Here is a 22,357-nt window from a genome sequence, read left to right as displayed (position 1 = left end):
CTTTCCCCGGTGATTGTTATAGGGATCATGAATCACAGGCAGCAGATTTTCATACATTGCTGATCAAAATTTAAAACCTAGGAGTGAACTAATAAAAACCCCATCTTTATGCTGTGGTATCACGTCGTTAATAAAATCCCCGGTCTTAAAATATTGTAGGCCGGCATTGTAGCTCAGAAACTTGCTGATCTGCCAGGATACCGTAGAAATGTAAGCCGTGCCAATATATCGGCTGTCTGAATTTGAGGAACTTAACCTGAGTGTACCATCCGGGAGGTAAATACCGTCATGCAGGGATTGCCGCCACGAGAAGACCGTTTCAAAGGAAAGCAGTACCTGCTCGACCGGGTTCCAGCTCAGATTGGGATGAATAGAAAGTAGGTTTGCCGGACCAGCCTGTGGGTTCATACCGAAATAACCGCCGTTCGGATATAAAGCGTTAAATGTACCCAGTTTACCGTCGTCCTTGGTACCGTCGCCTGAAATAAAATCGCTGCGGAGCTTTATTGTCGGAACCCCGTTCAGATTAGTGAAACGATAGGCGATATCCATCGAGCCGCCCCAGGCGCGGATATCTGCCTTGCCAAATTTGCCCAACTGATAACCGATCTCAAAGTTGTAGAGCAGTTCATTTCCATTCGCCCACAATCGAGTACCGATGGTATGGCGGGATTCAGTGGCAACACCATCATCAAACCGGGCCTCATCCCGGTGGATACCCATATAATAAAGGTCGATATTGAGCATTTTAGCCGCAGTATGTGTACTATAAACACCCCATAGGTTCGATTTTCGACTAATGGTGGCATTATCAAACACACCTGTTTTTACACGACCGGCTGCCATGACAAAAGCATCAACATTCCATCTTGGAGAAGTATATGCCACTTTGGCTCCATCGAAATACAAACGAAGATTGGGACCCTCGCGAACATCAAGCAGTCGGCCGCTACCATACTGCAATTCCTGGCGTCCTAATCGGATGGTCATCTTATCATCCATTCCCTTATAAGGGATTAGATCGATGAAAAGGTTCTGAACGTTCAGCTGATCTTCATCGATAGGCCGCGGTCCGTTCTTTCGTCCGTTCTCCAAACCGCTTCGTAACTGTCCGAAAATTCTGATCCTGTCACTTAAATGCAGATCGGCATGCAGTTGGTATCGTTGTAGCAAGAAAATATTGCTGCCGACATTATTTGCACCCCAGTCTTCGTGCTGTGCCCGGTCCAGTTCGGCTCGCAGCTCGCCACCGAAAGAAACATAGGCTTTTCCACTTTCCGAAAGCGGCAGGTATTTCAAGCTATTGTAAAAGGTCCGGGTACTATCCTTTAAAGCTGAATAATCTTCATTAAAACGTAATAGTTTGAAGTTTTGGGCGTAAGAAAATTTTACCAATATGGAGAGACCTATTAGTAATACAGTTTTTAATTTCATCAGTTGTGCATATTATTGATTGATCTCCCGATCCGTTAGTTGAGGTCGTTTCCTTTCATCGTGCATCTGTGTGCGGCATGAACATCGCTATAAGATGCCATACAAATCTCAGCAATCAGAATGCAACGGAACGAAGATGTTTGTAGGAAAAGTAAGTAGACAAAAGTCTACTTTTCTAATTTAGGGTTAGAAAATAGACTGGTTCAAACAAGGCTTGCCGGCAATCGTTACGGCATAAGTTATCGCCTGGTTAAGAAATAAAGAAAATGTTCTGCATCTTAAGACAAGAAATAATCAGGTTATTTTAAATTGTGCCGGCGTTTAACGCGACTTAGCGTATCTTTATTGATACCGAGATACGAAGCAATGATGTGCTGAGGAAAACGACTAACAAGCTCGGGATAACAATTAGCAAAATCTATATAACGCTTTTCAGCAGTGAAGCTTATTGCAGCCGTGAGGCGTCTTTCATTGGCCATGATGTTACGTTCGTCTAGTTTGTTCATCATTTGCCGAAAGGCAGGAACCTTTTTCTCCAACTCCTTCGCGTTATCTAAAGTCATAAAAAGTAAGTCGCATTGTTCCAAGGCATCAATATGGAATCGGCTTGGCGTTTGATTTATAAAACTTTCGCGGTCGCCCATCCACCAATCCTTGATTCCAAGCCTCACAATATGTTCCAGGCCCTTATCATCAACGAAATACATTCGCATCGCACCTTTTACAATAAATGCAAATTTCTTGCAAATGTCCCCCTCCTGTAAAATGTATTTCCTTTTCCCTAATCTGACCGGTGTAAAATTCTGCCTTATCAATTCCTTATCTACCTCACTTAGTGGTTGAGAGCTGAATTTTTCCAGATAATTAAGGTAAGCGTTGTACATATAACCCTTGCGTCTATTTTAAATATTAAAGAATGTTTGCGTTGTGCTAATATACGATAATTTGAAATTTATTGCTAAATCTGTCGCAAGAATTATGATTCAAACCGTTGTATTTCTGATCCTTATAATGTGCTGATCCAATGTGTAATCCTCACCTTCCATTGTATTTTGTAGACAAATATCTACGTTATTTGCCTAATATTATTCGGACAAGCAGGTTAGGTTTCCATAACTTTTCTATTCTGACCGGAGTGACTTAACAGGGTTCACCAATGCCGCTTTTATCGATTGAAAGCTAACAGTTATCAAAGCAATGACGATAGCTACTACCCCTGTCAGTAAAAATACCCACCAACCGATCTCAATCCGATAAGCAAATTTACCAAGCCAGTTATTTAAAACGTACCAGGCAACAGGAGAAGCAATAAGAATCCCTATAAGCACCAGTTTAATAAAATCCCGGGAAAGCATCGTCACGATGCCGGAGACGGAAGCTCCGAGCACTTTCCTGATTCCTATTTCCTTGATACGTCTTTCTGCGGTAAAAGCAGCCAAACCAAACAAGCCTAGGCAAGAGATGATAATAGCAAGGATCGCAAAATACTTCGATAGTACGGAGACGCGTTGCTCTGCTGCATACAACTCCTGATAACTTTCATCCAGAAAGCGGTATTCAAAGGGAATTCCTAGATTGTATGTCCGATAAATTTTTTCGAGCCCAGCAAGGGTTTCTTGCGTATGTCCTATTTTTATTTTAACCAATATGTTATTTGCTGCCGGTTTAAACAAGAAGAAAAACGGTTTCATTGGTTCATAGAGTGATTCGAAATGGAAGTTTTTTACCACGCCAATTATCGTTCTTTTGGAACCCCATACCATGACCGTTTTTCCCAGTGGATCCGAGATGCCCATATTTTCTATGGCAGCCTCATTGAAAATAATGCCGGAGCTGTCCAGCCCGAACTTTCTTGAAAATGACCGTCCGTCTTTCATTTTAATACCTAGGGTTTCAATTAAATCATAACCGCCCCCCAGCACTTCAAAATCTACGATTTTATCAGTTTTTTTACCTTCCCAATCAACACCGGTCGTGCCGCTATGCAGCCCAACGAGGTCTCCGTCCATGTAAGAGGCATTGACGACACCAGGTATGCTCCCTATCTCGGATAAAAAGGTTTCAGGGGCTTCCGCTATTTTTCCCTCTGCAGTAAAGGTGATAACGTTGTGACGATCATAACCTAGATTTTTAGATTGTATAAATTTCATCTGCCGATATACTACCGTTACGGACAAAATCAGTAAAATCGATACAATGAATTGAAAAATCACCAACCCTTTTCGCGCCCAGATTTCCCCGGCAGCACTTTTGCCGGTCCAACCCTTAAAAATAATAACAGGCTTTAAGCCCGATAAATAAATGGATGGATAGAAGCCGGCCACAATTCCGGTGAAGAGCGTGATGCCAAGAATCCAAAAAAACAAATGTTCGTTAAAATGAAATGCAAGTTGTTTTCCGATTATGCTATTGAATTGAGGAAGCAAAAGTACAACTAGTGCGATAGCTGCTATCAAAGAGCAGAAAGTGAGCAGCATGGATTCTACCATGTATTGTAAAAAAAGTACTTTCCTACTGGCACCGATGGTTTTTTTAACACCTATTTCCTTTAATTTCCGCGAGGCCTGTGCGGTGGTAAGATTTATAAAATTAATGCAGGCAATAAGAAGGATGAAAATGCCGATAATGGAGAAAAGTCGTACATATTCGATTCTGCCTCCAACTAATACGCCGTTTTCGTATTCACCATATAAATACCTATCTGAATACGGTCTGACAAACAAAGTAAGTGTAGATGCGTTAAACTTGGATTTTACGAAGTTGCTGATTTTACGGTTAAATTCAGCTACATCCGTATTTTTCTTTAGGATAATATAAGTACTGGCATTGCTGCTGCCCCAATCCGTAAGACTAGGAAACTTATCATTTAAATAAGAGTAGCTGAACAGCATATCGAACTGAATAGAAGCATTGGTAGGTAACGTTTTAAAAACACCGGTGACATGAAATTTTCCATTATATCTCTCACCTTCCCAATTAACTATTTTACCAATTGCCTGTTCTGGAGTTTTAAATAACCTGAGAGCAAGCGCTTCGGAAATGACAATAGCATTTTTATCTAATAGCACGCTGGCTTTATTCCCCTGAATCAGCGGATGGGAAAAAATATTGAAAAAATCTTTATCGGCAAATTTAGACTTGGCCTTCATGTGGGTATCCTGCCATGAAAGTATGCCGTTAAAGGTAAAATCCGCCGGAGGGAAAACGGATACAGATTTTTCTACTTCAGGAATCTCTTTAAGAAGGGTACTTGCAAGAAGGCCAGGGGTATCCTCATCCGTTTCGATCCCTCGGGAGTCGGTATTATTTTTCATCACCTGAAAGAGCTGGTGATCTCTTTCATGGAACTTGTCTTTCGATAGTTCGTCATTGGCCCACAGATATATCAAAAAGGCACATGCCATACCCGTTGAAAGTCCAATCAGGTTTAATAAGGTAAATTGTCGGTCCCTGACCATGTTCCGCAGGGCAATCTTCAGGTGGTTTCCTAGCATAGCTTTTGTTCTACTTCAAACTCGGTTTGGTATCCGTAAACCGACGCCAATAATTCCGCCATAAATATAATTGTCTCATAAATAGGTTGTTGTGTATGGGTTCGTTTCTGTAAGTGTACGTATTCGAACATTGGTTTGTTCGCATTTGAACAGTTTTTGGTAGTCCCAATATTTTTGTTTTATCTTTGCACCGGTTTAATGATTAACCCTTTAAAGACGAAGAAGATGTTTGTAACGATTAATTTTTCAACACAGTTATTGGCAACCAGGTTTGCTAATAGCCCTCTTCGCGCTTTTATTTCTTCTTAGATTACTTATCTACAAAATATGAAAAAAGCTCGAAGATGATTCGGGCTTTTTTGTTTTATTCCGGACCCTTCAACAAATTCCCGAATCCCAATTTATGTTAAACATCTGGCATGGCCAGGTATTTTTAGTATTAATAACAAAAATAATGGGAAAGAAACTTTCCGGGAGAGACCTGATTCATATGGGCTTTCCCAAGAATAATAGTGTCAATATTGCCCTAGGGCAAATACAACGATACAAAAAAAAGGATACAAAAGAACGGATTTTGAAAGAAGCAAAAGAGATACTGGTTGCTCCCGGTAATTTTATTGGTCATCCTATTTGGGGCAAAGTAGCAGAACAGTTGGTAAATCCCATCAAAGTAGAAATGCAGGCGTTGCGTGCAAATCGTGTTCCATTTCAGGTTTTCGGCGAAAACGAAATAGATGAATTGGCCAAAAGGCAACTGTATGATGCCTTGAAATTACCTGTCGCCGTTCGAGGAGCTTTGATGCCGGATGCACATGGAGGTTATGGTTTACCCATTGGAGGCGTGTTGGCAACAGATAATGCGGTTATTCCCTATGGGGTAGGGGTGGATATTGGCTGTCGTATGAGCATGTCTATATTTGACATTCCCGCAACGTATCTGAAGGGGAGGACCTACCAGTTACGCAATTGGTTAGCAGAGCATACCAAGTTCGGTATGGTAGAAACACACAAGATAAAGCACGAACATGAAGTGCTGGATCGCCCGGAGTTCAGGGAAATTCCATTGCTAAAGAGCTTACACAACAAAGCCTATAAGCAGTTGGGTACTTCTGGTGGAGGTAACCACTTCGTCGAATTTGGTATTGTCAAATTAGATCGGGTTCACCCCGAATGGCACGTAGAACCGGGAGAATACCTGGCACTTTTATCACATAGCGGGTCACGAGGTTTAGGTGCGGCTATTGCCCGGCACTATACCTATCTGGCAACCAAGCAATGTCCGTTACCAAAACAAGTACAGCATCTTGCCTGGTTAGATCTGAATCGACACGATGGGCAGGAGTACTGGTTGGCCATGCAATTAGCCGGTGATTATGCCCAGGCCTGTCACGAGGATATACATCGACGTATGGCTAAACTCTTAGGAAGCAGATCACGTGTAACAATTGCCAATCATCACAATTTTGCATGGAAGGAAATCGTCGATGGTAGGGAGTGTGTGGTTCATCGAAAAGGCGCAACACCGGCAGGAGCAGGTGTTCTCGGTATCATTCCGGGATCCATGACCGCACCCGGTTTTATTGTTGAAGGTTTAGGGAACGAACGAAGCCTACAATCTGCTTCACACGGAGCCGGGCGTTTGCTATCAAGAGCTCAATGTAAATCGCAGATAACGAAGAGTGAGTTTTCGGCAACACTGAAAAGCCATGACGTCGAACTTATCGGAGGAGCGGTAGACGAAGCACCCATGGCATACAAAGATATCCGTAAGGTAATGCAATTACAAAGTGAACTGGTTCAGGTATTGGGAACATTTTTTCCGAAGGTTGTACGGATGGATAAATAGGCGGCGGGCTTTGAAGTGTAACTCATTCATCAAGATGATGGTAAAAAAGGGAAATCCCGTTCGTATTTATATCGGGACAAAATTGCTGTTACGCGAATGAAATCATTTATCGAAAAGATGTCTTAAAGGAAGGGCGAATAAGCCCTTCCAAAATTTTTAACAAAACCCAAAAATAGAACCGATTAAGTTTGTTTCCGACATGTTGACGAAGGTAATTGTACGATAGCTATTTACATTGCCAAAGATTGGGAAATGGTGGATGGCATAATTGCATTTTGTTAGTTCCTGTGCAATTCTGTGAAAAGATTTTAAATATGTAAATTTGTGCATTTATTGAAAAAGTAGATTGGCTTTTTATCGCCTCGAAGGAATGTTGGAAGAGCTCAGAAATACAGACAAACAATGATATCAAAAGAAAGGATCGGTTATAACTACCTGAAATACCTGCTTACCGCAGCCTTTTCAGCCTTGCTAGTTATGGGGTATGCGCAGGAGGAAAAAGAACAGCAGGAAGAGAAGCAGCAAGCCATTGAAAAGCTAGACGAAGGGCAATCTACGCCTATGGGGTCTATTGATGTCGTACGTGATTATCGACCGATGCTGGCCGATGCCGTAAAAATCCGGCGGAGCCCGGACATGAATATCAAGCGGGAAGCGCTTGAGGTTGAGTTGCGCCGTATTGCCGCCGCCACGTATTTAGCAAAGAACAAATTCAAACAAGCTTACTACAATAAATTGCTGGAAAGGCATCCGGACGCTTCACGCAATAATATCGATAATTTCCGGATCGGTTCTATAGCCTACCTGGCAGGTGAATACGAAAGAGCGACTTCTATTTTTGAGAAGGTTACAGATCCGGATGCCTTTTACCAGGGTGCGTTAATTGCTTTGGGTCAAATTGCCGTAGACACCGGCGATAAACAACGTGCACGGAATGCCTTTGCTAAAGCGTCCGGAATGGATTTCGATCAGGTATCGAAATCGGATGGGCAGTTTAACTATGCCAAGATCTTATATGAATTAGACTCCGTCCAGCTTTCTCAGGAGGTACTCCAGAAATATATTGCACAGAAATATGCAGATAGTGAACCTGATACTGAAAAAACAGAGAGTGCAGAAACACTATTAGCCGAGGTCTTGTCGGGCACCAGCAATTTCCATGCAGGGGTAGCGATGCTGGAATCGTTCAAAGACAGGGGGCGGGAAGCCGATATGACCTACCAAAAGGTAACGTATTACCGCGGGTTGGAGTTTTATAATGAGCGTGCTTTCGAAAACAGCATATCCCTGTTCATGCGATCGGAAAAATTCCCAATCGATGCGGAAATGGCGGCGTTGGCCACGTATTGGAAAGCGGAGGCGATGTATGAAGTGCGTAAGTACAGAGAGGCGGTAGAAAACTTTTCCCGGTTCCTTCGGTTGCCCGCCGCCCGAAACACCAATGTATACAATTATGCAAACTATGGCCTTGCTTATGCGGCGTTTCGCAACGACAGCTTTAGCATAGCGGCCGATTATTTTGAACGCTTTTTGGCTGTCGAAGGAAGCTCGCTAGAGGAAAATATGCGTCATGACGTAATTGCTCGTTTGGGTGATTCGTATCTGTCCCTGCGCAATTACGACCGAGCCAACGAATACTACGACCAGCTGATCAACAGCAAAGCTCCTAATCAGGACTACGCGTTGTTCCAGCGCGGCATTATTCAGGGATTGCAGGGCGACAATGAAGCCAAACTCAGCACCCTAAGGTCCGTTGTTGAACAATTCCCCGGTTCGAACTATGCAGACGACGTGGCTTTTGAGGTTCCATACACGTATTTCATTACCGAAGATTACGATGTCGCCATTGAAGGGTTGCAACAGATGATTGAACAATACCCCCGCAGCAGCTATGTCCCCCGGGCATTGATGACCATCGGGCTTGTTCAGTACAATAAAGATGAAACTGAAGCCGCGAAGGCCACCTTTCAGCGGGTGGTAGAGAAATATCCCACAACCGAAGAGGCAAAGCAGGCGCTGCGTTCCATTGAAAATATCTATCTGGATCAAGGGGATGCCTCGAGTTATATTCAATACGCAACCGGTGCCAATATCGGTGATCTGAGTACTGCGGAGCAGGATAACCTAGCTTTCCAGGTGGCCAATTCCTTGTTTACCAGGGGAGAGTACGGACCGGCTGTGGAAGCGATTAATGCATATTTTGATAAATTCCCAAAACCCATACAGGAAAAACATGCCCGTTATATCCGCGGGGTGAGTTTGTACCATACCGGGCACCCGAAGGAAGCGCTGCACGACCTAAACATTATCTTGAACGACTGGACGAGCCCGTATACGGAGAAGACCTTGCTAACGGTTGCTGCCTTATACCTGAGCTTGAAGGAATACAACGAGGCCATCGTGCATCTCAAAAAACTGGAGCTTGTTTCAGAATATAGAAAAAACTATGGCTATGCGGTAACGAACCTAATGATTTGTTATTTCGAAATCGGCGACTTCGAGCAGGTGGCCAAGTATGCGAAGTTGATTAAGAATTACGATCGGTCGTCTGAAGAGGACATTGCCAAGGCACACTTATACAGCGCACGGGCCATGCTGCAGGAAGGGAAAGTGGAGCCTGCCATGGATGAACTGAATCAGGCGGCGCTGAAGAGCCAAACGGCTGTCGGTGCAGAGGCGCGGTACCGGATGGGGCAATTGCAATATGAAGACAAGGAATATGACAAAGCCCAGGAAACGGCCTTTGATGTGATCAACAACCTGGCGTCATATGACTATTGGGTGGCCAAGAGCTTTATTCTGCTTGCAGATGCCTATGCGGGCAAAGGCGATAAGCTCCAAGCGAAGAAGACATTGGAAAGTGTGATTAAAAACTATGAAGAAGACGATGACGTCATCCCTTCGGCAAAAAAACGTTTACAGAAATTAAACAATAAGTAACAGGATATCCGGTAATCAGTTAAAAGCCTGACGAAATGCCTGCGGCGATAAATTTGTCTTCTTCTTGAAAAGCGTGCTAAAGGATTGCGCATGCTCAAAGCCCAATGCATAAGCGATTTCACTGACCGAAAGATTGGTCGTGGAAAGTTTTTCTTTGGCTTTCGCGATCAGTTTTTCATGGATATGCTGCTGTGTGTTCTGTCCGGTATGGACCCGAAGCAGATCACTCAGGTAGTTTGGTGATAGCTTCATCTGCCCGGCAATATATTGTACCGTAAGCAAACCCTGTACCTCACTGTTATAGTAGTTATCGATCAACTGCTCGAACCTGGTCAGCAACGCTGAATTATTATTTTTGCGAGTCAAAAATTGCCGCTCGTAAAAACGGTTGGCATATTTTAACAGACTCTCGATCTGTGTCAGAATGATCTCCTGGGTATGCTTATCGATATGCTGGCACTCCTTTTCAATTTTATGGAGGATCGTGATCAGATCATCCTCTTCCTCAGCCGACAGGTGCAGCGCTTCGTTCACTGCGTAATCAAAAAAGCCGTAGTGATGAATGCTGTTCGCCAGCGTATGCTGTAACAGGAAGTCCGGGTGAAAGATCAGGAGATAACCGGACCCGCATTCCATATGTTGCAGGTCCAGCTGTTGCACCTGGTTAGGTGCGGTAAAACTCAATACGCCTTTATCGTAATCATAATGCTGCTGCCCGTACCTGATTTTGCCTTTGGCGTCGCGTTTGAGCGCCACGCAATAAAAGCGGTTAACGAAACCTTTCCAGATATCGTCTTCCAAAAAAACACTTTCCGCCAGATTGACCACGCTCACCAGCGGGTGGCGAGGTGCTGGCAATGACAGCAGTCGGTGAAATTCTGATATGGAGTTAATTGCGTTCATACACAAAATTAATCAATTAAACCCATACTGAACTCATCGTAAGGTGCACCCGTATCCGTACCCAAAGGTACGATGCTTTCCAATTGCGAAAGATCCGCCTCCGTCAAGTCAATGGTAGTCGCCGCCAGGTTCTGCTCTAGGTACTTTCTGCGTTTTGTTCCCGGGATTGGTAAAATCCCTTTGCTCATAATCCAGGCCAAAGCTAGCTGCGAAGGAGTGACGTTCTTTGCTTCAGCCATGGCTTCAATAGCACTGACCAATTCAATATTCTTATCAAACATTTCGCCTTGGAAACGCGGAATCGCTCTACGGAAATCATTCTCTGGCAGGTCATCGATGCTTTTGATCTGTCCCGATAAAAACCCACGGCCCAAAGGTGAGTAAGCTACAAACCCGATACCCAGCTCCTTTAATGTTGCTAACACTCCGCGTTCTTCCACCGTTCGTTCAAATAACGAATACTCGCTTTGCACGGCGGTGATCGGATGCACGGCATGGGCGCGCTTAACCGTTTCAGACGATACTTCCGACAGACCGATATAACCTACTTTACCTTCCTTAACCAGTTCGGCCATAGCTTCAACTGTTTCCTCAATCGGCGTATTTTTATCCAGACGGTGTAGGTAATACAGATCGATGTAATCCGTATTGAGATTCTTCAGCGAACGTTCTAAAGATTTCTTTACATAATCCCTTTTACCATTAATGGCCCAGGTCACTTTATTGTTGTCATCGATCTCCCAGCCAAACTTGGAGGCCAGAATATACTGATCACGTTTACCGCTGATTGCCTTCGCAATGAGCTGCTCGTTTTTCAGCGGCCCGTACAGATCGGCAGTATCCAAGAAATTGCCGCCCAACTCGAGCGAACGATGAATCGTCGCGATCGCTTCCTGCTCATCCGCAGGTCCGTACATATGGCCTTCTTCAAAACCCGTCATACCCATACAACCCAGGCCGACCATCGGCACAACCAAACCTTGGCTGCCCAATGCAATTTGTTTAATTTCCATGATCCAAAGGTCGGTAAACCAAATCGCGTGCATGTATGCAAACCCCCGAAGCTTGTAAGCAAATCAAGGAATGATTTTGTGAGTTCTTGGAGAACCTCACCGTGGAAATCCATCATCATTCTGCATACCAGATTGTCTTGTCCAACGACATGCCATTTAACTCAACCATCAATGGGATACTTTTTGAGAGCATCTGCTTTCAGACCTAATTACATCCACCGAGGAATTTTTACTTAAATTTACGGTAGTCTTTTTAGTTTATGACAAATACCAAAGTTTATATTCCCTGGCTCGATAAAATCAGCGACTTCTACGATACTTTCCAGATCGGGAAGGCTGAGAATAATTTTTTTACGATTATGCGGATGGAAGACCAATCAAAAGATAAGTTATTGTTCATGCCGCTCTTTCGTGGAAATTTTTTTCGGCTTGTCATTTGCAAAACACCAGGGCTCCGATTCCTGTTGCCCGACGAAACCGTAAGTACGTCCTCAAACTCTATCTATTTTGCCTATCCGGGCAAGATAGAAAGTTGGCAGCGTGTGGAAACCATTTACGGCTACCTCATTTGTTTTACGCCGGAATTTGCGGGAATCGACCCGCTGGGGCCGAGGTTTGAAAAAGACTTTCCCTTCTTCATGAACGGAGCCAATTCAATTTTGAGGGTATTGCAGGAAGATATGGATGCCGTAGGGCATATAGCCGAAACGTTGCTCAGCGAAATGAAATCCGGTCATGCGGATAATTTTGAAATGATACAACCGCTGTTAAAGGCGCTGCTTATTAGCGTCCGTCGCCTGTATTATAAAGACAAAGAGGCAAAAACAGATTTTCAGTTAAAACAAGCATCCCTTATGATCAGGTTCAGGAAAGTGTTGGATAGTTATTCTATCGATGCACCAAGCAAAAGAAAAGAACACAAACCAACCGTAAAAAATATTGCAGATGAACTACACCTCACACCTAGTCATTTGAACTTTCTTGTCAAGAAGTATACTGGGCACACCGCGTTGCACCATATCCATGAACAGATATTGCTGGAGGCAAAAAGCTTGTTAACACATACAGATCTTCAGGTATCGGAAATAGCTGACCTGTTGCAATTCAATGAAGCACCTTATTTCAACCGGTTTTTTAAAAAAATGACGGGTATAACACCCACAACTTACCGCAATGATGCCTTTCAACTCATGCGGCGTCCACTCTAAAGCCAAAATCGATAAAAAGTCCAATCATCACCTGAATTGGTATAAGCGATATTCTTTTCATCCTCCCGAAATTTGGGCGATTACAATAGAGAAAAGAATGAGCAAATTAAATAAAAGCAGCGAAACAGCCGTACAGGCGTCTATGCTACCAGTCTATATCGTATCACTGGCTACTTTCATTATCATTTTTCAAGGCTTTATGGTCGCACCGCTACTGCCCGTGCTTTCCGAGCAGTTCGGTACTACTGTCCGTCACGTCAGTTTTATCGAACCTGCCTACTTACTCGGATATGGACTGTTCACATTGGTATATGCATCACTTAGCGACCGCTTCGGTAGGTTCCGGGTTATCGTATTTAGCCTTTTTATGTTTTGCTTATTTACCTTGTCGACTGCTTTTGTAAACGGAGTCAATCAGATGATTTTCCTAAGGTTATTGACAGGAATTGGTGCTGCCGGTGTTGCTCCTACAACCATTAGTTGGATCGGCGATTCCTATCCTTACGAAAAACGGGGTCACGCCCTCGGCATTTTTTTCGGCGCCATGGCAGGCGGTACGGCATTTGGAGCCACCACAGGGGCATTAATTACTTCCCTGATAGGTTGGCAATGGCTTTTTGCGGAAGTTGCAGCTATCGGATTGGCTATTTTGATTCTGATATTGATGCAGCAAAAGAATATCTTCGGAAAAACCAAAGCTGCGGTAAAAAAAAAGGATAATATTATGCAGTCTATCCAGCGTGTTTTGTCGACCAGAAGGGCCAAGCGGACCTATTTTTATGTAATGTTCAACGGTATGTTCCATAGCGGTATTTTTGCGTGGTTGGGTTATTTCTTCTATAAGAATTATGGGTTGAACGAATTTCAGATCGGTCTTGCCCTGTTGGGTTATGGTATTCCGGGACTGTTGTTGGGTCCATTGTTGGGCAGGTTAGCTGACCGCTACGGAAGAAGTAAGATAATACCTGTGGGCTTAGCGCTAAGCGGCATAACCGTGCTGCTACTAAGCCAGAATTTCAGCCTTGCCGCATCTCATGTTTTAGTGGCATTGCTATCTTTAGGATTTGACTTATCCCATCCTTTGTTTGCTGCCATTGTCACTACATTCAGTTCCAAAAAAGGTATTGCTACAGGACTTTTCGCTTTTTCCCTTTTCACAGGTTATGGTCTGGGAAGTCTCGTATTGAGCCTGATCGTCAATATCGGTCTGGATAGCGCATTTCAGCTATTTGGCGCTAGTATTTTGATAGCAGCAGTTTGTTCGATATTTGCTTTTAGAAATGAGAAGTAATAATAACTTTATTCTCCATTTAAAACCTTGCATGATGCCCCGAAAAAGCTGAAATGGATAGGCCTTGGAACGTATCTTGAATGACTGCGATTTAAACTATCATAAGTAAAGAGATAAAAACTGATAATATTATAACTCCTTTTTGATTTTCTCTTTATGCTTTTTACCCCAAACTTCCATTGGCCTTATAATATCGTGAAGCGAAAATGTATAGTCTACAACGGAATATTCAATTTTAACCGGGTATTCGTTCACGAGGGTTCTTTTAATCAAAAAATTATCCTCCAAATGTTTCAACTCTTTCGACAAAACGCGATTTGTAATTTTCGGAATAGAATTAGCTATGTCATTAAAACGCTTGTTACCCTTATAAATAGATAGTATGATTGGTAATTTCCATTTACCGCCAATTACATACATCGTGTCTTGTACTGCCTTGATATTTTCTTGAAACAGGTTTTCTTCTTCATTTGTCATAAATTAAGTATCCTTTTGTATACAGGTATTAAATGTATACTTTCTTGCTGATATATTTGCACTATTAACTGTAAAAGATAATTGATAATGATTAGAAAAGATGATAAAGAAATTCTTGTTTCCATGGTGGAAGCAATGACAAAATCTACATCGGGATTAGAAAGCACAAAAAATTGGGCAACAAATGCTTTATGGTACGATATTCCACCCTTTGCTTCTCGCGGTATTCAACCTGCTATAAAAAAATTTGATACTACTTTTAGCAACTTTAAATCGTGTAAAATTTCTATTCTTCACACAGACACATTTCTAAGCAAGGATATTGGCATTGTATGCACCATTCAAAAGGCAGAAATTGTACTCGTAAATGATGTTAAGAAGACCTTATTATTCCGAGAAACAGACTGTTTCAAAAAAGACGAAAAAAATGAATGGCTTTTAATTCACCAACACACTTCTGTTCCGAATGGAGGAGATTGGGACGGGAGTATAGTTATAGAATAAAGGTCAATTGAATAATAGTTCCAACCTCGTTTATAATGAAAAATAAAGATTAATTGGTAAATTCGCTTAAAGATGATCGTTAGGAACTATGCCCCTTAATACTTTTCCTGAAAATCTGAGCCAGCATAAAGGGCTCTCCATACGTATCGTTTCTCCGGAGTTCGGCCATATATCGTCAGAGATGGCGGCTCAATACAATTCTGCTCAACGGCTGCCTTATTATTTCCTTCTTTTCGTGCTGCGCGGGAACAGTCAAGAGGTCATAGACGGGAAAACGATCGAAGTAGGTGAACATGAGCTTTTTTTTGCGTTACCCCATCAACTCAGGCAACTGCCTACAACTGGCCATAGCGCAGATTATTATAAATTAGGGTTTGACGATGAGTGCCTTTCGCGATTGCCGAAAAATTTCTCTTTTTTGCTCAATCCTCTGAAACGGCAAAAAATCAGTTTTCCACCCGATGCTGCACGCAGGCTTTGGAATACATTTAAGATTTTGAACGGACTGCTACGTACTGCCGACAATGATCCGGAGCTGATTCTGGCTTACCTGAACAGCCTGCTTACAGAAATAAACGCCGCTTATTATGTCTTGCAGGAGAAGTATACGGCGGAGGGTCTTGATAAGTTTTTAGGGTTCAAACTATTTGTAGAAGATAATCTTACCGATCAACCTGCCATAACGGAGATTGCCAATAAGTTGGCCTTAAGCACAGATTGTTTGTATAGGATCGTAAAACAGCATGCCGGCGTTTCACCTAAAGAATTCATCACAGACCGTTTGATTATGGAGGCCAGACGTCGAATGTATAATAACCAAAATACATCGGTAAAGGAACTGGCATTTGAGCTCGGCTTTAATGACCCCAGTTATTTTTCGCGTCTGTTCAAAAAGGTAACCGGTAAAACGATAGCCGCTTTTTACCGGGATTTGTCCTTGTAAAAGCGGTTTTTGTCCGAATCTTACTAATACATTAGTCGCACTTTTGTCCAAAACGATTTAATTATGGACAAACAATTTGGTAAAATATTGCTAACCGGTGCAACCGGACTAGTTGGGTCAAGGCTTTTGCCTCGCCTTGTTGAAGCGGGATATGATTGTTTTGCACTGGTACGTGGCAAAGAAGTTGCGGCCGGAGTAACGGCGGTGCAAGGCGACTTGTTTGACCCCGCGACACTTCAAGACGCTGTAAAAGATGCCGTAGCCATCATTCACCTGGCAGCCATGTTCCGGTCAACGGATATAGATTTGATCTGGAAAAGTAACCTGGAGGGTACACGCAATCTCATTGATGCCGTAAAGAGCAACGCCCCTGATGCCCGTTTCATATTTGCAAGTACCAGCCATGTTTATGATATAAATAGCCCGCACCCCGGTCGGGAGGATGATGTGCTTAACCCGCAACATGCCTATCCGGCCAGCAAAGTTGCTGCGGAAAAAGAGTTGAGTGAAAGCGGATTGAACTGGTCTGTTCTACGCTTCCCATTTGTTTATGGGGATGGTGATGGCCACCTGGAAGAATTGCCTAAACATGTGGTAGCAGCAAAATTTCATCCGGCTATGCGGATGAGTACCATCCATCATCGCGATATATACACGGCTGTCAAGATGGCTTTGCAAGGGACCATGGACGGGCGAGTGGTCAATATCGCGGATGAGGCCCCAACAACATTATACGAGCTCTTACAGCTTGTTGGCGAAAGCATGACTTCATCCGCTGAGTCGCTGATAAACCCCTGGTATCTTCATGCCGATGCTTCACTGGCCCGCAGTTTGGGCTTTCAACCTTCGATAAGAACTGTTTATCAGGCGGTACAGGAAAATCTGCTCTGACAAATACTCGATCTGTTATCGCCAGCTTAGGGCTGGTTGACTTATTTTCTTAGTAAAATTAGGAGGGTTGGCAGAAATCCTAAACATTTATCAAGACTTACTGAGCGGTACTGAATTGATTAACCGATTGGACGTGTAGTGTCTTCATCGAGGAAATCATTAATGATATCGACAATATAGCGTTGTTTCCATTTTCCATTATTCAGAAACTCGATAGCGCCAATATAAGCACCATGTTTGCCGGGAAGTACAACTAACTGTCCGCGAGGAATGGTACGATACATTTCTACGGCATGCTCTATGCTGCCCACGTCTTCACTGCTGTTAATGACCAGGGTAGGCGCTTCAATTGATCCCATTTGTTGATCTGTCCAACCCTTAAAATTCTTCATCTTCTGAACATCTTTATTAAACATGTTCAGAAGCGCCTGTTCGCTGTTGTTCACTTTCAAAAAACCGGCCTTTAGTGGTTGAGGCATTACATCAATTGTCGCATGATCGAAGCCTTCCCAAAATTGCGCCGGTGCTGCAGAGCGTTTGTAAAATGCTGACGCAATAATCATCTTATCTACAATAGATGGATATCGGAGTGCTATTTCGATTAAGGTGTGACCGCCGTTACTGTAACCGAAAAAGTCAGCTTTTGAACATTTTAAGAAATGTAGCAATTCCACTATATCAGAGGCGTCCTGCTCAAAACTTAAGTCATTAGAACGATCCCCCGTACGGCCGTGTGCCTGTAGGTCCATCGCGATTATCTGCCGGCTGCTCGAAAGTTCCGGAATTAGATTTCCAAAAGTCGTCTGTATTGTTGAACCACCTCCGTGAATTAACACAAGTGGTTTACCCTGACCCCAGATTTCATAATACATATTAAGGCCGTTTACTTCAGCATAACCGCTTTGAATTTCCCTATCGTTCATAATTTGAATGGATTATTTAGTTTCCGCTATAAAGATCGAAATAAAACTTGATACCGTATAGTTGTGTACACGACGATTAGCGGTACATATGCGAAATAAGGCATGCAAGTACCCGCTCTCCACCTTTCGATTTCCCTTTGGTTGAACTGTTCGGAATTGCCGAACAGTGGAGATGAAAGATTGTACATCAATTGATATTTTTCCCTGACTCCAGTCAACCACTACTTACTTCTTTGTTTGCGGCTTCCCATAAAAACCCAAAAAAACGATTACATTCGTTTTAAAAATTTAATAATACCTTTACGTCAATAATCGATATTATAAGCACATTATCATACCTTTTAACAGCATTAAGATGATAAAAGAGACCTCGATGGCGGATGTTTATCATGTTGCTCGATAAGGTTGGTTCCGCATTAAAGTTCTATTCGGTCTTCGTGTGATTTTGGCTGGGAGGTCACGATGAATTCGAGTTGTGAGTTTGTCTTGTTTAAAATTCGATGTTTCTGCTTCGGGAATACATGAAATCCTGTATTCTCTGTAACCTCAAATATTTCGCCATCTATTTCAAACGAAGCCGTTCCTTTCAAGATATAAAAAAATTGCTGAGCATATTCATGATAGTGTAGCTTTTCTGAACGGTCTGGTGGCATAATCTCCTGGATAATACTCAAGGCATCTGATTCTACTAAATGCCAACCATCGCAATTATGTCCCCATCGATAATGCTGGCTATTTTCCTTATGTCTGATCATGATTATTTTTTTTGAAAATAGTTTATTTTTAGTCTATTCTTAAGTGCAATGGTTATACATCAGAATACAGGTCCGAACTAGACATTGACAAATATTAATGCCAAATCAAGCTTTCCACCTTTCGGGGTGGGCTTGTTTTTTACTTGGTTTTCTTACTCTACTTAAAGTTTCTTTCACTACACCTAAATATGATGCAATGTGATGAAGAGGAAATCGCTGGACGATTTCCGGATAACACCGTAAGAATCTTTCGTAACGTTGCAAAGCGTTTAAGCTTATTGCTGCGTCCAACCTTTTTTGAAATGCGATGTGATTATTTTCGCTCATTTTCCAGAACATACGTTGAATCGCGGGTATTTCCAGAAGTAAATCAAGATCCGACCTCCGAAAGACAAGTAGGTCTGTATCCTCCCATGCCTCAATATAATATGTTGACGGAATACGATGTATAAAGCTTTCGCGATCTGTGATCCACCAGTTTTCAATACATAGTTGGTTAATGCATTCCATACCGTTTTCCGATATGCTAAATTGGCGCACAGCCCCTTTAAGAATAAAGCCCGTATATGCACATATGCTTCCCTCTTCGAGGAACAGCTGTTTACGACGAAGTTTTTTAGGTTTCATGATACTGGCAATACGGTCCCTATCAAAAGGTAGAAGTTGAGCATCGCTGTATCGTTCGATATAATCAAAAAGCGGGTCGTACATTCTTCATTAATTTTTGGTATCGTACAAATAGCATGCATACCAAAAATAATAAAAAATTCCGCTTTTCAAAATACAAGTTAACCGGTGTCTTACAGCCTTCTTTCCGATGCATCTATCGGAAGGTCATTCACACTTGCAAATCTTTTTTGCATGAATCCATTCTCATCAAATTCCCAGTTTTCATTGCCGTATGCTCTGAACCACTGGCCCTCGGCATTATGAAATTCATACTCATAACGAACGGCAATCCGGTTATCAATGAATGCCCACAGCGTTTTCTTTAACTTATAGTCAAGTTTTCTTTCCCACTTTCCAGTTAAAAATTCGATAATCTCCTGCCTGCCATTTATAAAAGTTGATCGATTTCTCCATTCGCTATCCAATGTATAGGCCTGCGCAACTTTTTCCGGGTTTTTAGAGTTCCATGCATCTTCTGCCAATTGAACCTTCTGAAGTGCTGTTTCCAAGGTAAATGGAGGTAAAGGATGTCTTTGTTCCATGATTTAGTGTTTTTAGAGCTAGTTATTAGAATAACGGTACTATTTTCGGATATTGAAATCCCCAATCTTAATTCCCATTCACCTTGAACGTCAGTGAATGGGAAATTATATTCTTAAGCAACACACAAAAGCAATTAAAGATTAACTCGCAAGAACTTTTCGCTCAAGAAAATCATCTATGATAGCCGAAATCTCCTCGCCATGCGACTCTAAAGCAAAGTGCCCGGTGTCAAACAAATGAAATTCGAGTTTCTTAACATCTTTTTTGAAGGCTTCAGCTCCAGCGCCGGGAAAAATATAGTCGTCTTTCCCATAAACAATCAGCATCTCCGGTTGATGATCTCTGAAATATTGTTGCCAGCTAGGGTACAATGGTACATTGTTTTGATAGTCATAAAATAAAGCAAGCTGTATCGCACCATTTTCCGGTCTTTCAAGATGTCTTAAATCAATTTCCCAATTGTCCGGCGAGATTACGCTTTGATCAGGAACGTTATGTGTATATTGCCATTTTAAGCCGTTCAGATCATGAAAACCTTTTAACGTGTTTTCTGCCTCTTTGTTGTTCTTATCAGCCCAGTAAGCTTTGATTGGATCCCAGAACGCTTCCAATCCTTCCTCATACGCGCAACCGTTCTGTACAATCAGTGTGTCTATTTTTTCAGGGCTTGCACTGGCAATTCTAAAACCTATTGGTGCACCATAGTCCATCAGATATAGACTATACTTTTGAATTTCAAGCTTTTTTAAAAGAGCTGTAATTATTCTCGCAAAATTGTCAAAGGTATATTCAAACTCTGCCATCGGTGGCTGCTCACTTCTACCATAACCTGGGTAATCTGGAGCAATCAAATGGTATTTGTCGGATAAGGACTGGATAAGATTGCGATACATATGTGATGATGTAGGATATCCGTGAAGTAATACCAATGTCGGTTTACTTTTATCTCCTGCTTCTCTGTAAAAAATATCGACTCCATTAATATTTTCCGTTTTGAAAGTTGTTTTCATCGTTTAAATTTTTAGTGGTTATTATTTCTTTTCAATGGGTGGCTGCTTGGGAAAATCTATGTCCGTATCCGCAAGAATATTGACATAATTGGTGAAAATGCTCAATGAAACTTGCGCCAATATTTCAACTATTTCCTGATCATTATAGCCGGCCGCTCTTACACTACTTAATGCTTCCTCAGAGACTGCCCCGCGGCTGTTTAAAATCTCCTTGCTGAAAGTCAAAGCAGCATTTATTTTTGGATCCGTAGAGGCGGCATGTCGCGCATCCGCCACATCCTGATCTTTGATGCCCATTTTTCCGGCAACAAAACTGTGGGCTGAATTACAATAATTACATCCGTTTTCGTTGGCTACCGTCAACGCGATAAGTTCACCCAATTTACCACCTAAAGATGAGGTGCTAAGCCCACTGCTAAACCCAAGATAACCGCTAAGCACGGCGGGAGAATTCGCCATCGTTCTCATCATATTGGGAACCATACCCATTTTAGCTTTTACAACATCTAGCAGTTCTTTTGTTTTTCCGGTAGCTTCTGCTGGGTCTACCATTATAATACGTGCCATAATTTTTTTAATTTTTGATTTGTTTATCTAATTTGATAGCACAAAGTTGACCATTATATAAAAGGAGATGTTAGGCGCCCTTTCCCGAAGAGTTATCAATTTTTCCCATCTAAAAAATTGATAGCATTTTCAATTTAAGAGATTGAAAAATACGATGATTTATGTAAGTTACCGTTGGGGCTGAATTTAATGATAGTTTAGAATACCCATCAATTTCTGACCATTGGGACTCGTCCAGTCAATTGCCAATTCTGAAATAATCTGATCAACGGTTGTAATGATAGCTCCTGCCGAGCGCATGCGTGCTAATGCCAATTCGTCCCCATATTTTGTGTATGACGCCGAAGCATCGGCAGAGACCTGAACTTCGTACCCTTCATCAAGCATTTGCAAAACAGGAAATGTAACACAGATTTCTGTCGTTACACCAGCTACAAATAGTTTTTTGCGACCAAGTGCTTTCACTGCTTTGTTGAAGCCATCGTGATGCATCGCATTAACAATGCCCGGTCGCCTTATACGCGCTGCGAATGCCTCAGGCAAAATTTCCTCAAGTTCTGGAATCAGCGGACCCTGAACATTTTCTTCCATACTAGATGTTAATACAACCGGAAGATTAAGTGCAGCAGCAATCTTAGCTAATTTTATGGCGTTTTGTTTAACAAGATTGATGTCATGTGAGTGCGTCCAGCCCATTGTCCCCACCTGATGATCAATTAACAATATCGCTGAATTCTCCGGATTAAAAGCTTTTGTGTGCATAATGTTTTGTTTTAAATAATTAATCTCATTACCAACCAGACGGTCGTTGAATGACACAAATTTGCCTCGTTATTTACCCGCTCAACGATGACTTTTGCTAAAAAAAAGTATTGACAAATGTCAATCTTTTTAATTGGAATATAGATGAACTTAGCGAACAGATACGAACAGAAAAGAGACAATA

General features: G+C 42.2%; 20 protein-coding genes. 7 read left to right on the top strand and 13 right to left on the bottom strand.

Annotated elements, in window-relative coordinates:
- Positions 1–63 precede the first annotated feature (63 nt).
- From RYH73_RS11380 to RYH73_RS11370, 3 genes are all read right to left on the bottom strand, one after another.
- Positions 64–1,434 (bottom strand): alginate export family protein, encoded by a 1,371-nt coding sequence (locus RYH73_RS11380; protein WP_335313553.1) that lies wholly within the window; start codon positions 1,432–1,434, stop codon positions 64–66.
- Between the two features lie 299 nt (positions 1,435–1,733).
- Positions 1,734–2,318 (bottom strand): Crp/Fnr family transcriptional regulator, encoded by a 585-nt coding sequence (locus RYH73_RS11375; RefSeq protein WP_335313552.1) that lies wholly within the window; start codon positions 2,316–2,318, stop codon positions 1,734–1,736.
- Between the two features lie 237 nt (positions 2,319–2,555).
- Positions 2,556–4,928, bottom strand: a complete 2,373-nt coding sequence (locus RYH73_RS11370; protein WP_335313551.1) for an ABC transporter permease — start codon at positions 4,926–4,928, stop codon at positions 2,556–2,558.
- A 454-nt stretch (positions 4,929–5,382) separates the two neighbouring features.
- Here RYH73_RS11370 and RYH73_RS11365 point away from each other — a divergent pair, with 454 nt between their 5' ends.
- Both RYH73_RS11365 and RYH73_RS11360 read left to right on the top strand, forming a co-directional pair.
- On the top strand, positions 5,383–6,774 hold the full coding sequence (locus tag RYH73_RS11365; protein ID WP_335313550.1) for an RtcB family protein: 1,392 nt from the start codon (positions 5,383–5,385) through the stop codon (positions 6,772–6,774).
- A gap of 402 nt (positions 6,775–7,176) precedes the next feature.
- Positions 7,177–9,714 carry a tetratricopeptide repeat protein gene (locus tag RYH73_RS11360; protein WP_335313549.1) on the top strand — a complete coding sequence of 846 codons (2,538 nt, stop codon included), beginning with the start codon at positions 7,177–7,179 and terminating at the stop codon, positions 9,712–9,714.
- A gap of 15 nt (positions 9,715–9,729) precedes the next feature.
- On the opposite strand, the gene RYH73_RS11355 is transcribed toward RYH73_RS11360, so the two are convergent.
- Positions 9,730–10,617, bottom strand: coding sequence for a helix-turn-helix domain-containing protein (locus RYH73_RS11355; protein WP_335313548.1), 888 nt, complete (start codon positions 10,615–10,617; stop codon positions 9,730–9,732).
- 8 nt (positions 10,618–10,625) lie between these two features.
- The gene (locus RYH73_RS11350; RefSeq protein WP_335313547.1) at positions 10,626–11,582 is read right to left on the bottom strand and encodes an aldo/keto reductase; all 957 of its coding nucleotides are present in this window, start codon (positions 11,580–11,582) and stop codon (positions 10,626–10,628) included.
- A 308-nt stretch (positions 11,583–11,890) separates the two neighbouring features.
- Here RYH73_RS11350 and RYH73_RS11345 point away from each other — a divergent pair, with 308 nt between their 5' ends.
- Together RYH73_RS11345 and RYH73_RS11340 are read left to right on the top strand one after the other, a co-directional pair.
- Positions 11,891–12,838, top strand: coding sequence for a helix-turn-helix domain-containing protein (locus tag RYH73_RS11345; RefSeq protein ID WP_335313546.1), 948 nt, complete (start codon positions 11,891–11,893; stop codon positions 12,836–12,838).
- Positions 12,839–12,935: 97 nt separating this feature from the next.
- Positions 12,936–14,129 carry an MFS transporter gene (locus RYH73_RS11340; RefSeq protein WP_335313545.1) on the top strand — a complete coding sequence of 398 codons (1,194 nt, stop codon included), beginning with the start codon at positions 12,936–12,938 and terminating at the stop codon, positions 14,127–14,129.
- Positions 14,130–14,258: 129 nt separating this feature from the next.
- On the opposite strand, the gene RYH73_RS11335 is transcribed toward RYH73_RS11340, so the two are convergent.
- Positions 14,259–14,606 carry a winged helix-turn-helix transcriptional regulator gene (locus RYH73_RS11335; protein WP_335313544.1) on the bottom strand — a complete coding sequence of 116 codons (348 nt, stop codon included), beginning with the start codon at positions 14,604–14,606 and terminating at the stop codon, positions 14,259–14,261.
- Positions 14,607–14,693: 87 nt separating this feature from the next.
- Between RYH73_RS11335 and RYH73_RS11330 the strand changes: the two genes are divergently transcribed.
- The 3 genes from RYH73_RS11330 (at position 14,694) to RYH73_RS11320 (ending at position 16,944) form a co-directional block, all read left to right on the top strand.
- Positions 14,694–15,110 (top strand): hypothetical protein, encoded by a 417-nt coding sequence (locus tag RYH73_RS11330; RefSeq protein WP_335313543.1) that lies wholly within the window; start codon positions 14,694–14,696, stop codon positions 15,108–15,110.
- Positions 15,111–15,198: 88 nt separating this feature from the next.
- Positions 15,199–16,053, top strand: coding sequence for an AraC family transcriptional regulator (locus RYH73_RS11325; RefSeq protein WP_335313542.1), 855 nt, complete (start codon positions 15,199–15,201; stop codon positions 16,051–16,053).
- Positions 16,054–16,116: 63 nt separating this feature from the next.
- Positions 16,117–16,944, top strand: coding sequence for an NAD-dependent epimerase/dehydratase family protein (locus tag RYH73_RS11320; RefSeq protein WP_335313541.1), 828 nt, complete (start codon positions 16,117–16,119; stop codon positions 16,942–16,944).
- A gap of 119 nt (positions 16,945–17,063) precedes the next feature.
- Here RYH73_RS11320 and RYH73_RS11315 read toward each other — a convergent pair whose 3' ends face one another.
- From RYH73_RS11315 to RYH73_RS11285, 7 genes are all read right to left on the bottom strand, one after another.
- Entirely contained in the window at positions 17,064–17,867 is an 804-nt protein-coding gene (locus tag RYH73_RS11315) for an alpha/beta fold hydrolase (RefSeq protein WP_335313540.1), read from the bottom strand.
- Between the two features lie 416 nt (positions 17,868–18,283).
- The gene (locus RYH73_RS11310) at positions 18,284–18,622 is read right to left on the bottom strand and encodes a cupin domain-containing protein (RefSeq protein ID WP_335313539.1); all 339 of its coding nucleotides are present in this window, start codon (positions 18,620–18,622) and stop codon (positions 18,284–18,286) included.
- Between the two features lie 105 nt (positions 18,623–18,727).
- Positions 18,728–19,333, bottom strand: coding sequence for a Crp/Fnr family transcriptional regulator (locus RYH73_RS11305; protein WP_335313538.1), 606 nt, complete (start codon positions 19,331–19,333; stop codon positions 18,728–18,730).
- Positions 19,334–19,422: 89 nt separating this feature from the next.
- Positions 19,423–19,833: a nuclear transport factor 2 family protein gene (locus tag RYH73_RS11300; RefSeq protein WP_335313537.1), complete on the bottom strand. Its 411-nt coding sequence runs from the start codon at positions 19,831–19,833 to the stop codon at positions 19,423–19,425.
- 141 nt (positions 19,834–19,974) lie between these two features.
- Entirely contained in the window at positions 19,975–20,844 is an 870-nt protein-coding gene (locus RYH73_RS11295; RefSeq protein WP_130856612.1) for an alpha/beta fold hydrolase, read from the bottom strand.
- 21 nt (positions 20,845–20,865) lie between these two features.
- Positions 20,866–21,411, bottom strand: coding sequence for a carboxymuconolactone decarboxylase family protein (locus RYH73_RS11290; protein WP_335313536.1), 546 nt, complete (start codon positions 21,409–21,411; stop codon positions 20,866–20,868).
- Positions 21,412–21,597: 186 nt separating this feature from the next.
- The gene (locus RYH73_RS11285; protein ID WP_335313535.1) at positions 21,598–22,173 is read right to left on the bottom strand and encodes an isochorismatase family protein; all 576 of its coding nucleotides are present in this window, start codon (positions 22,171–22,173) and stop codon (positions 21,598–21,600) included.
- Between the last annotated feature and the right edge of the window lie 184 nt (positions 22,174–22,357).

This window comes from Olivibacter sp. CPCC 100613 (assembly GCF_036959255.1).
GTDB lineage: Bacteria > Bacteroidota > Bacteroidia > Sphingobacteriales > Sphingobacteriaceae > Olivibacter.
The sequence above is the reverse complement of the archived record's forward strand: the minus strand, read 5'-3'. Positions and strand labels throughout refer to the sequence as shown.

What these genes read in the sequence shown, in the direction of transcription:
- RYH73_RS11310 (WP_335313539.1), bottom strand. Translation starts at nt 18,622, where the DNA reads ATGATCAGACATAAGGAAAATAGCCAGCATTATCGATGGGGACATAAT.
- RYH73_RS11290 (WP_335313536.1), bottom strand. Translation starts at nt 21,411, where the DNA reads ATGGCACGTATTATAATGGTAGACCCAGCAGAAGCTACCGGAAAAACA.
- RYH73_RS11355 (WP_335313548.1), bottom strand. Translation starts at nt 10,617, where the DNA reads ATGAACGCAATTAACTCCATATCAGAATTTCACCGACTGCTGTCATTG.
- RYH73_RS11325 (WP_335313542.1), top strand. Translation starts at nt 15,199, where the DNA reads ATGCCCCTTAATACTTTTCCTGAAAATCTGAGCCAGCATAAAGGGCTC.
- RYH73_RS11335 (WP_335313544.1), bottom strand. Translation starts at nt 14,606, where the DNA reads ATGACAAATGAAGAAGAAAACCTGTTTCAAGAAAATATCAAGGCAGTA.
- RYH73_RS11350 (WP_335313547.1), bottom strand. Translation starts at nt 11,582, where the DNA reads ATGGTCGGCCTGGGTTGTATGGGTATGACGGGTTTTGAAGAAGGCCAT.
- RYH73_RS11295 (WP_130856612.1), bottom strand. Translation starts at nt 20,844, where the DNA reads ATGAAAACAACTTTCAAAACGGAAAATATTAATGGAGTCGATATTTTT.
- RYH73_RS11315 (WP_335313540.1), bottom strand. Translation starts at nt 17,867, where the DNA reads ATGAACGATAGGGAAATTCAAAGCGGTTATGCTGAAGTAAACGGCCTT.
- RYH73_RS11300 (WP_335313537.1), bottom strand. Translation starts at nt 19,833, where the DNA reads ATGGAACAAAGACATCCTTTACCTCCATTTACCTTGGAAACAGCACTT.
- RYH73_RS11365 (WP_335313550.1), top strand. Translation starts at nt 5,383, where the DNA reads ATGGGAAAGAAACTTTCCGGGAGAGACCTGATTCATATGGGCTTTCCC.
- RYH73_RS11360 (WP_335313549.1), top strand. Translation starts at nt 7,177, where the DNA reads ATGATATCAAAAGAAAGGATCGGTTATAACTACCTGAAATACCTGCTT.
- RYH73_RS11320 (WP_335313541.1), top strand. Translation starts at nt 16,117, where the DNA reads ATGGACAAACAATTTGGTAAAATATTGCTAACCGGTGCAACCGGACTA.
- RYH73_RS11370 (WP_335313551.1), bottom strand. Translation starts at nt 4,928, where the DNA reads ATGCTAGGAAACCACCTGAAGATTGCCCTGCGGAACATGGTCAGGGAC.
- RYH73_RS11285 (WP_335313535.1), bottom strand. Translation starts at nt 22,173, where the DNA reads ATGCACACAAAAGCTTTTAATCCGGAGAATTCAGCGATATTGTTAATT.
- RYH73_RS11340 (WP_335313545.1), top strand. Translation starts at nt 12,936, where the DNA reads ATGAGCAAATTAAATAAAAGCAGCGAAACAGCCGTACAGGCGTCTATG.
- RYH73_RS11330 (WP_335313543.1), top strand. Translation starts at nt 14,694, where the DNA reads ATGATTAGAAAAGATGATAAAGAAATTCTTGTTTCCATGGTGGAAGCA.
- RYH73_RS11305 (WP_335313538.1), bottom strand. Translation starts at nt 19,333, where the DNA reads ATGTACGACCCGCTTTTTGATTATATCGAACGATACAGCGATGCTCAA.
- RYH73_RS11345 (WP_335313546.1), top strand. Translation starts at nt 11,891, where the DNA reads ATGACAAATACCAAAGTTTATATTCCCTGGCTCGATAAAATCAGCGAC.
- RYH73_RS11380 (WP_335313553.1), bottom strand. Translation starts at nt 1,434, where the DNA reads ATGAAATTAAAAACTGTATTACTAATAGGTCTCTCCATATTGGTAAAA.
- RYH73_RS11375 (WP_335313552.1), bottom strand. Translation starts at nt 2,318, where the DNA reads ATGTACAACGCTTACCTTAATTATCTGGAAAAATTCAGCTCTCAACCA.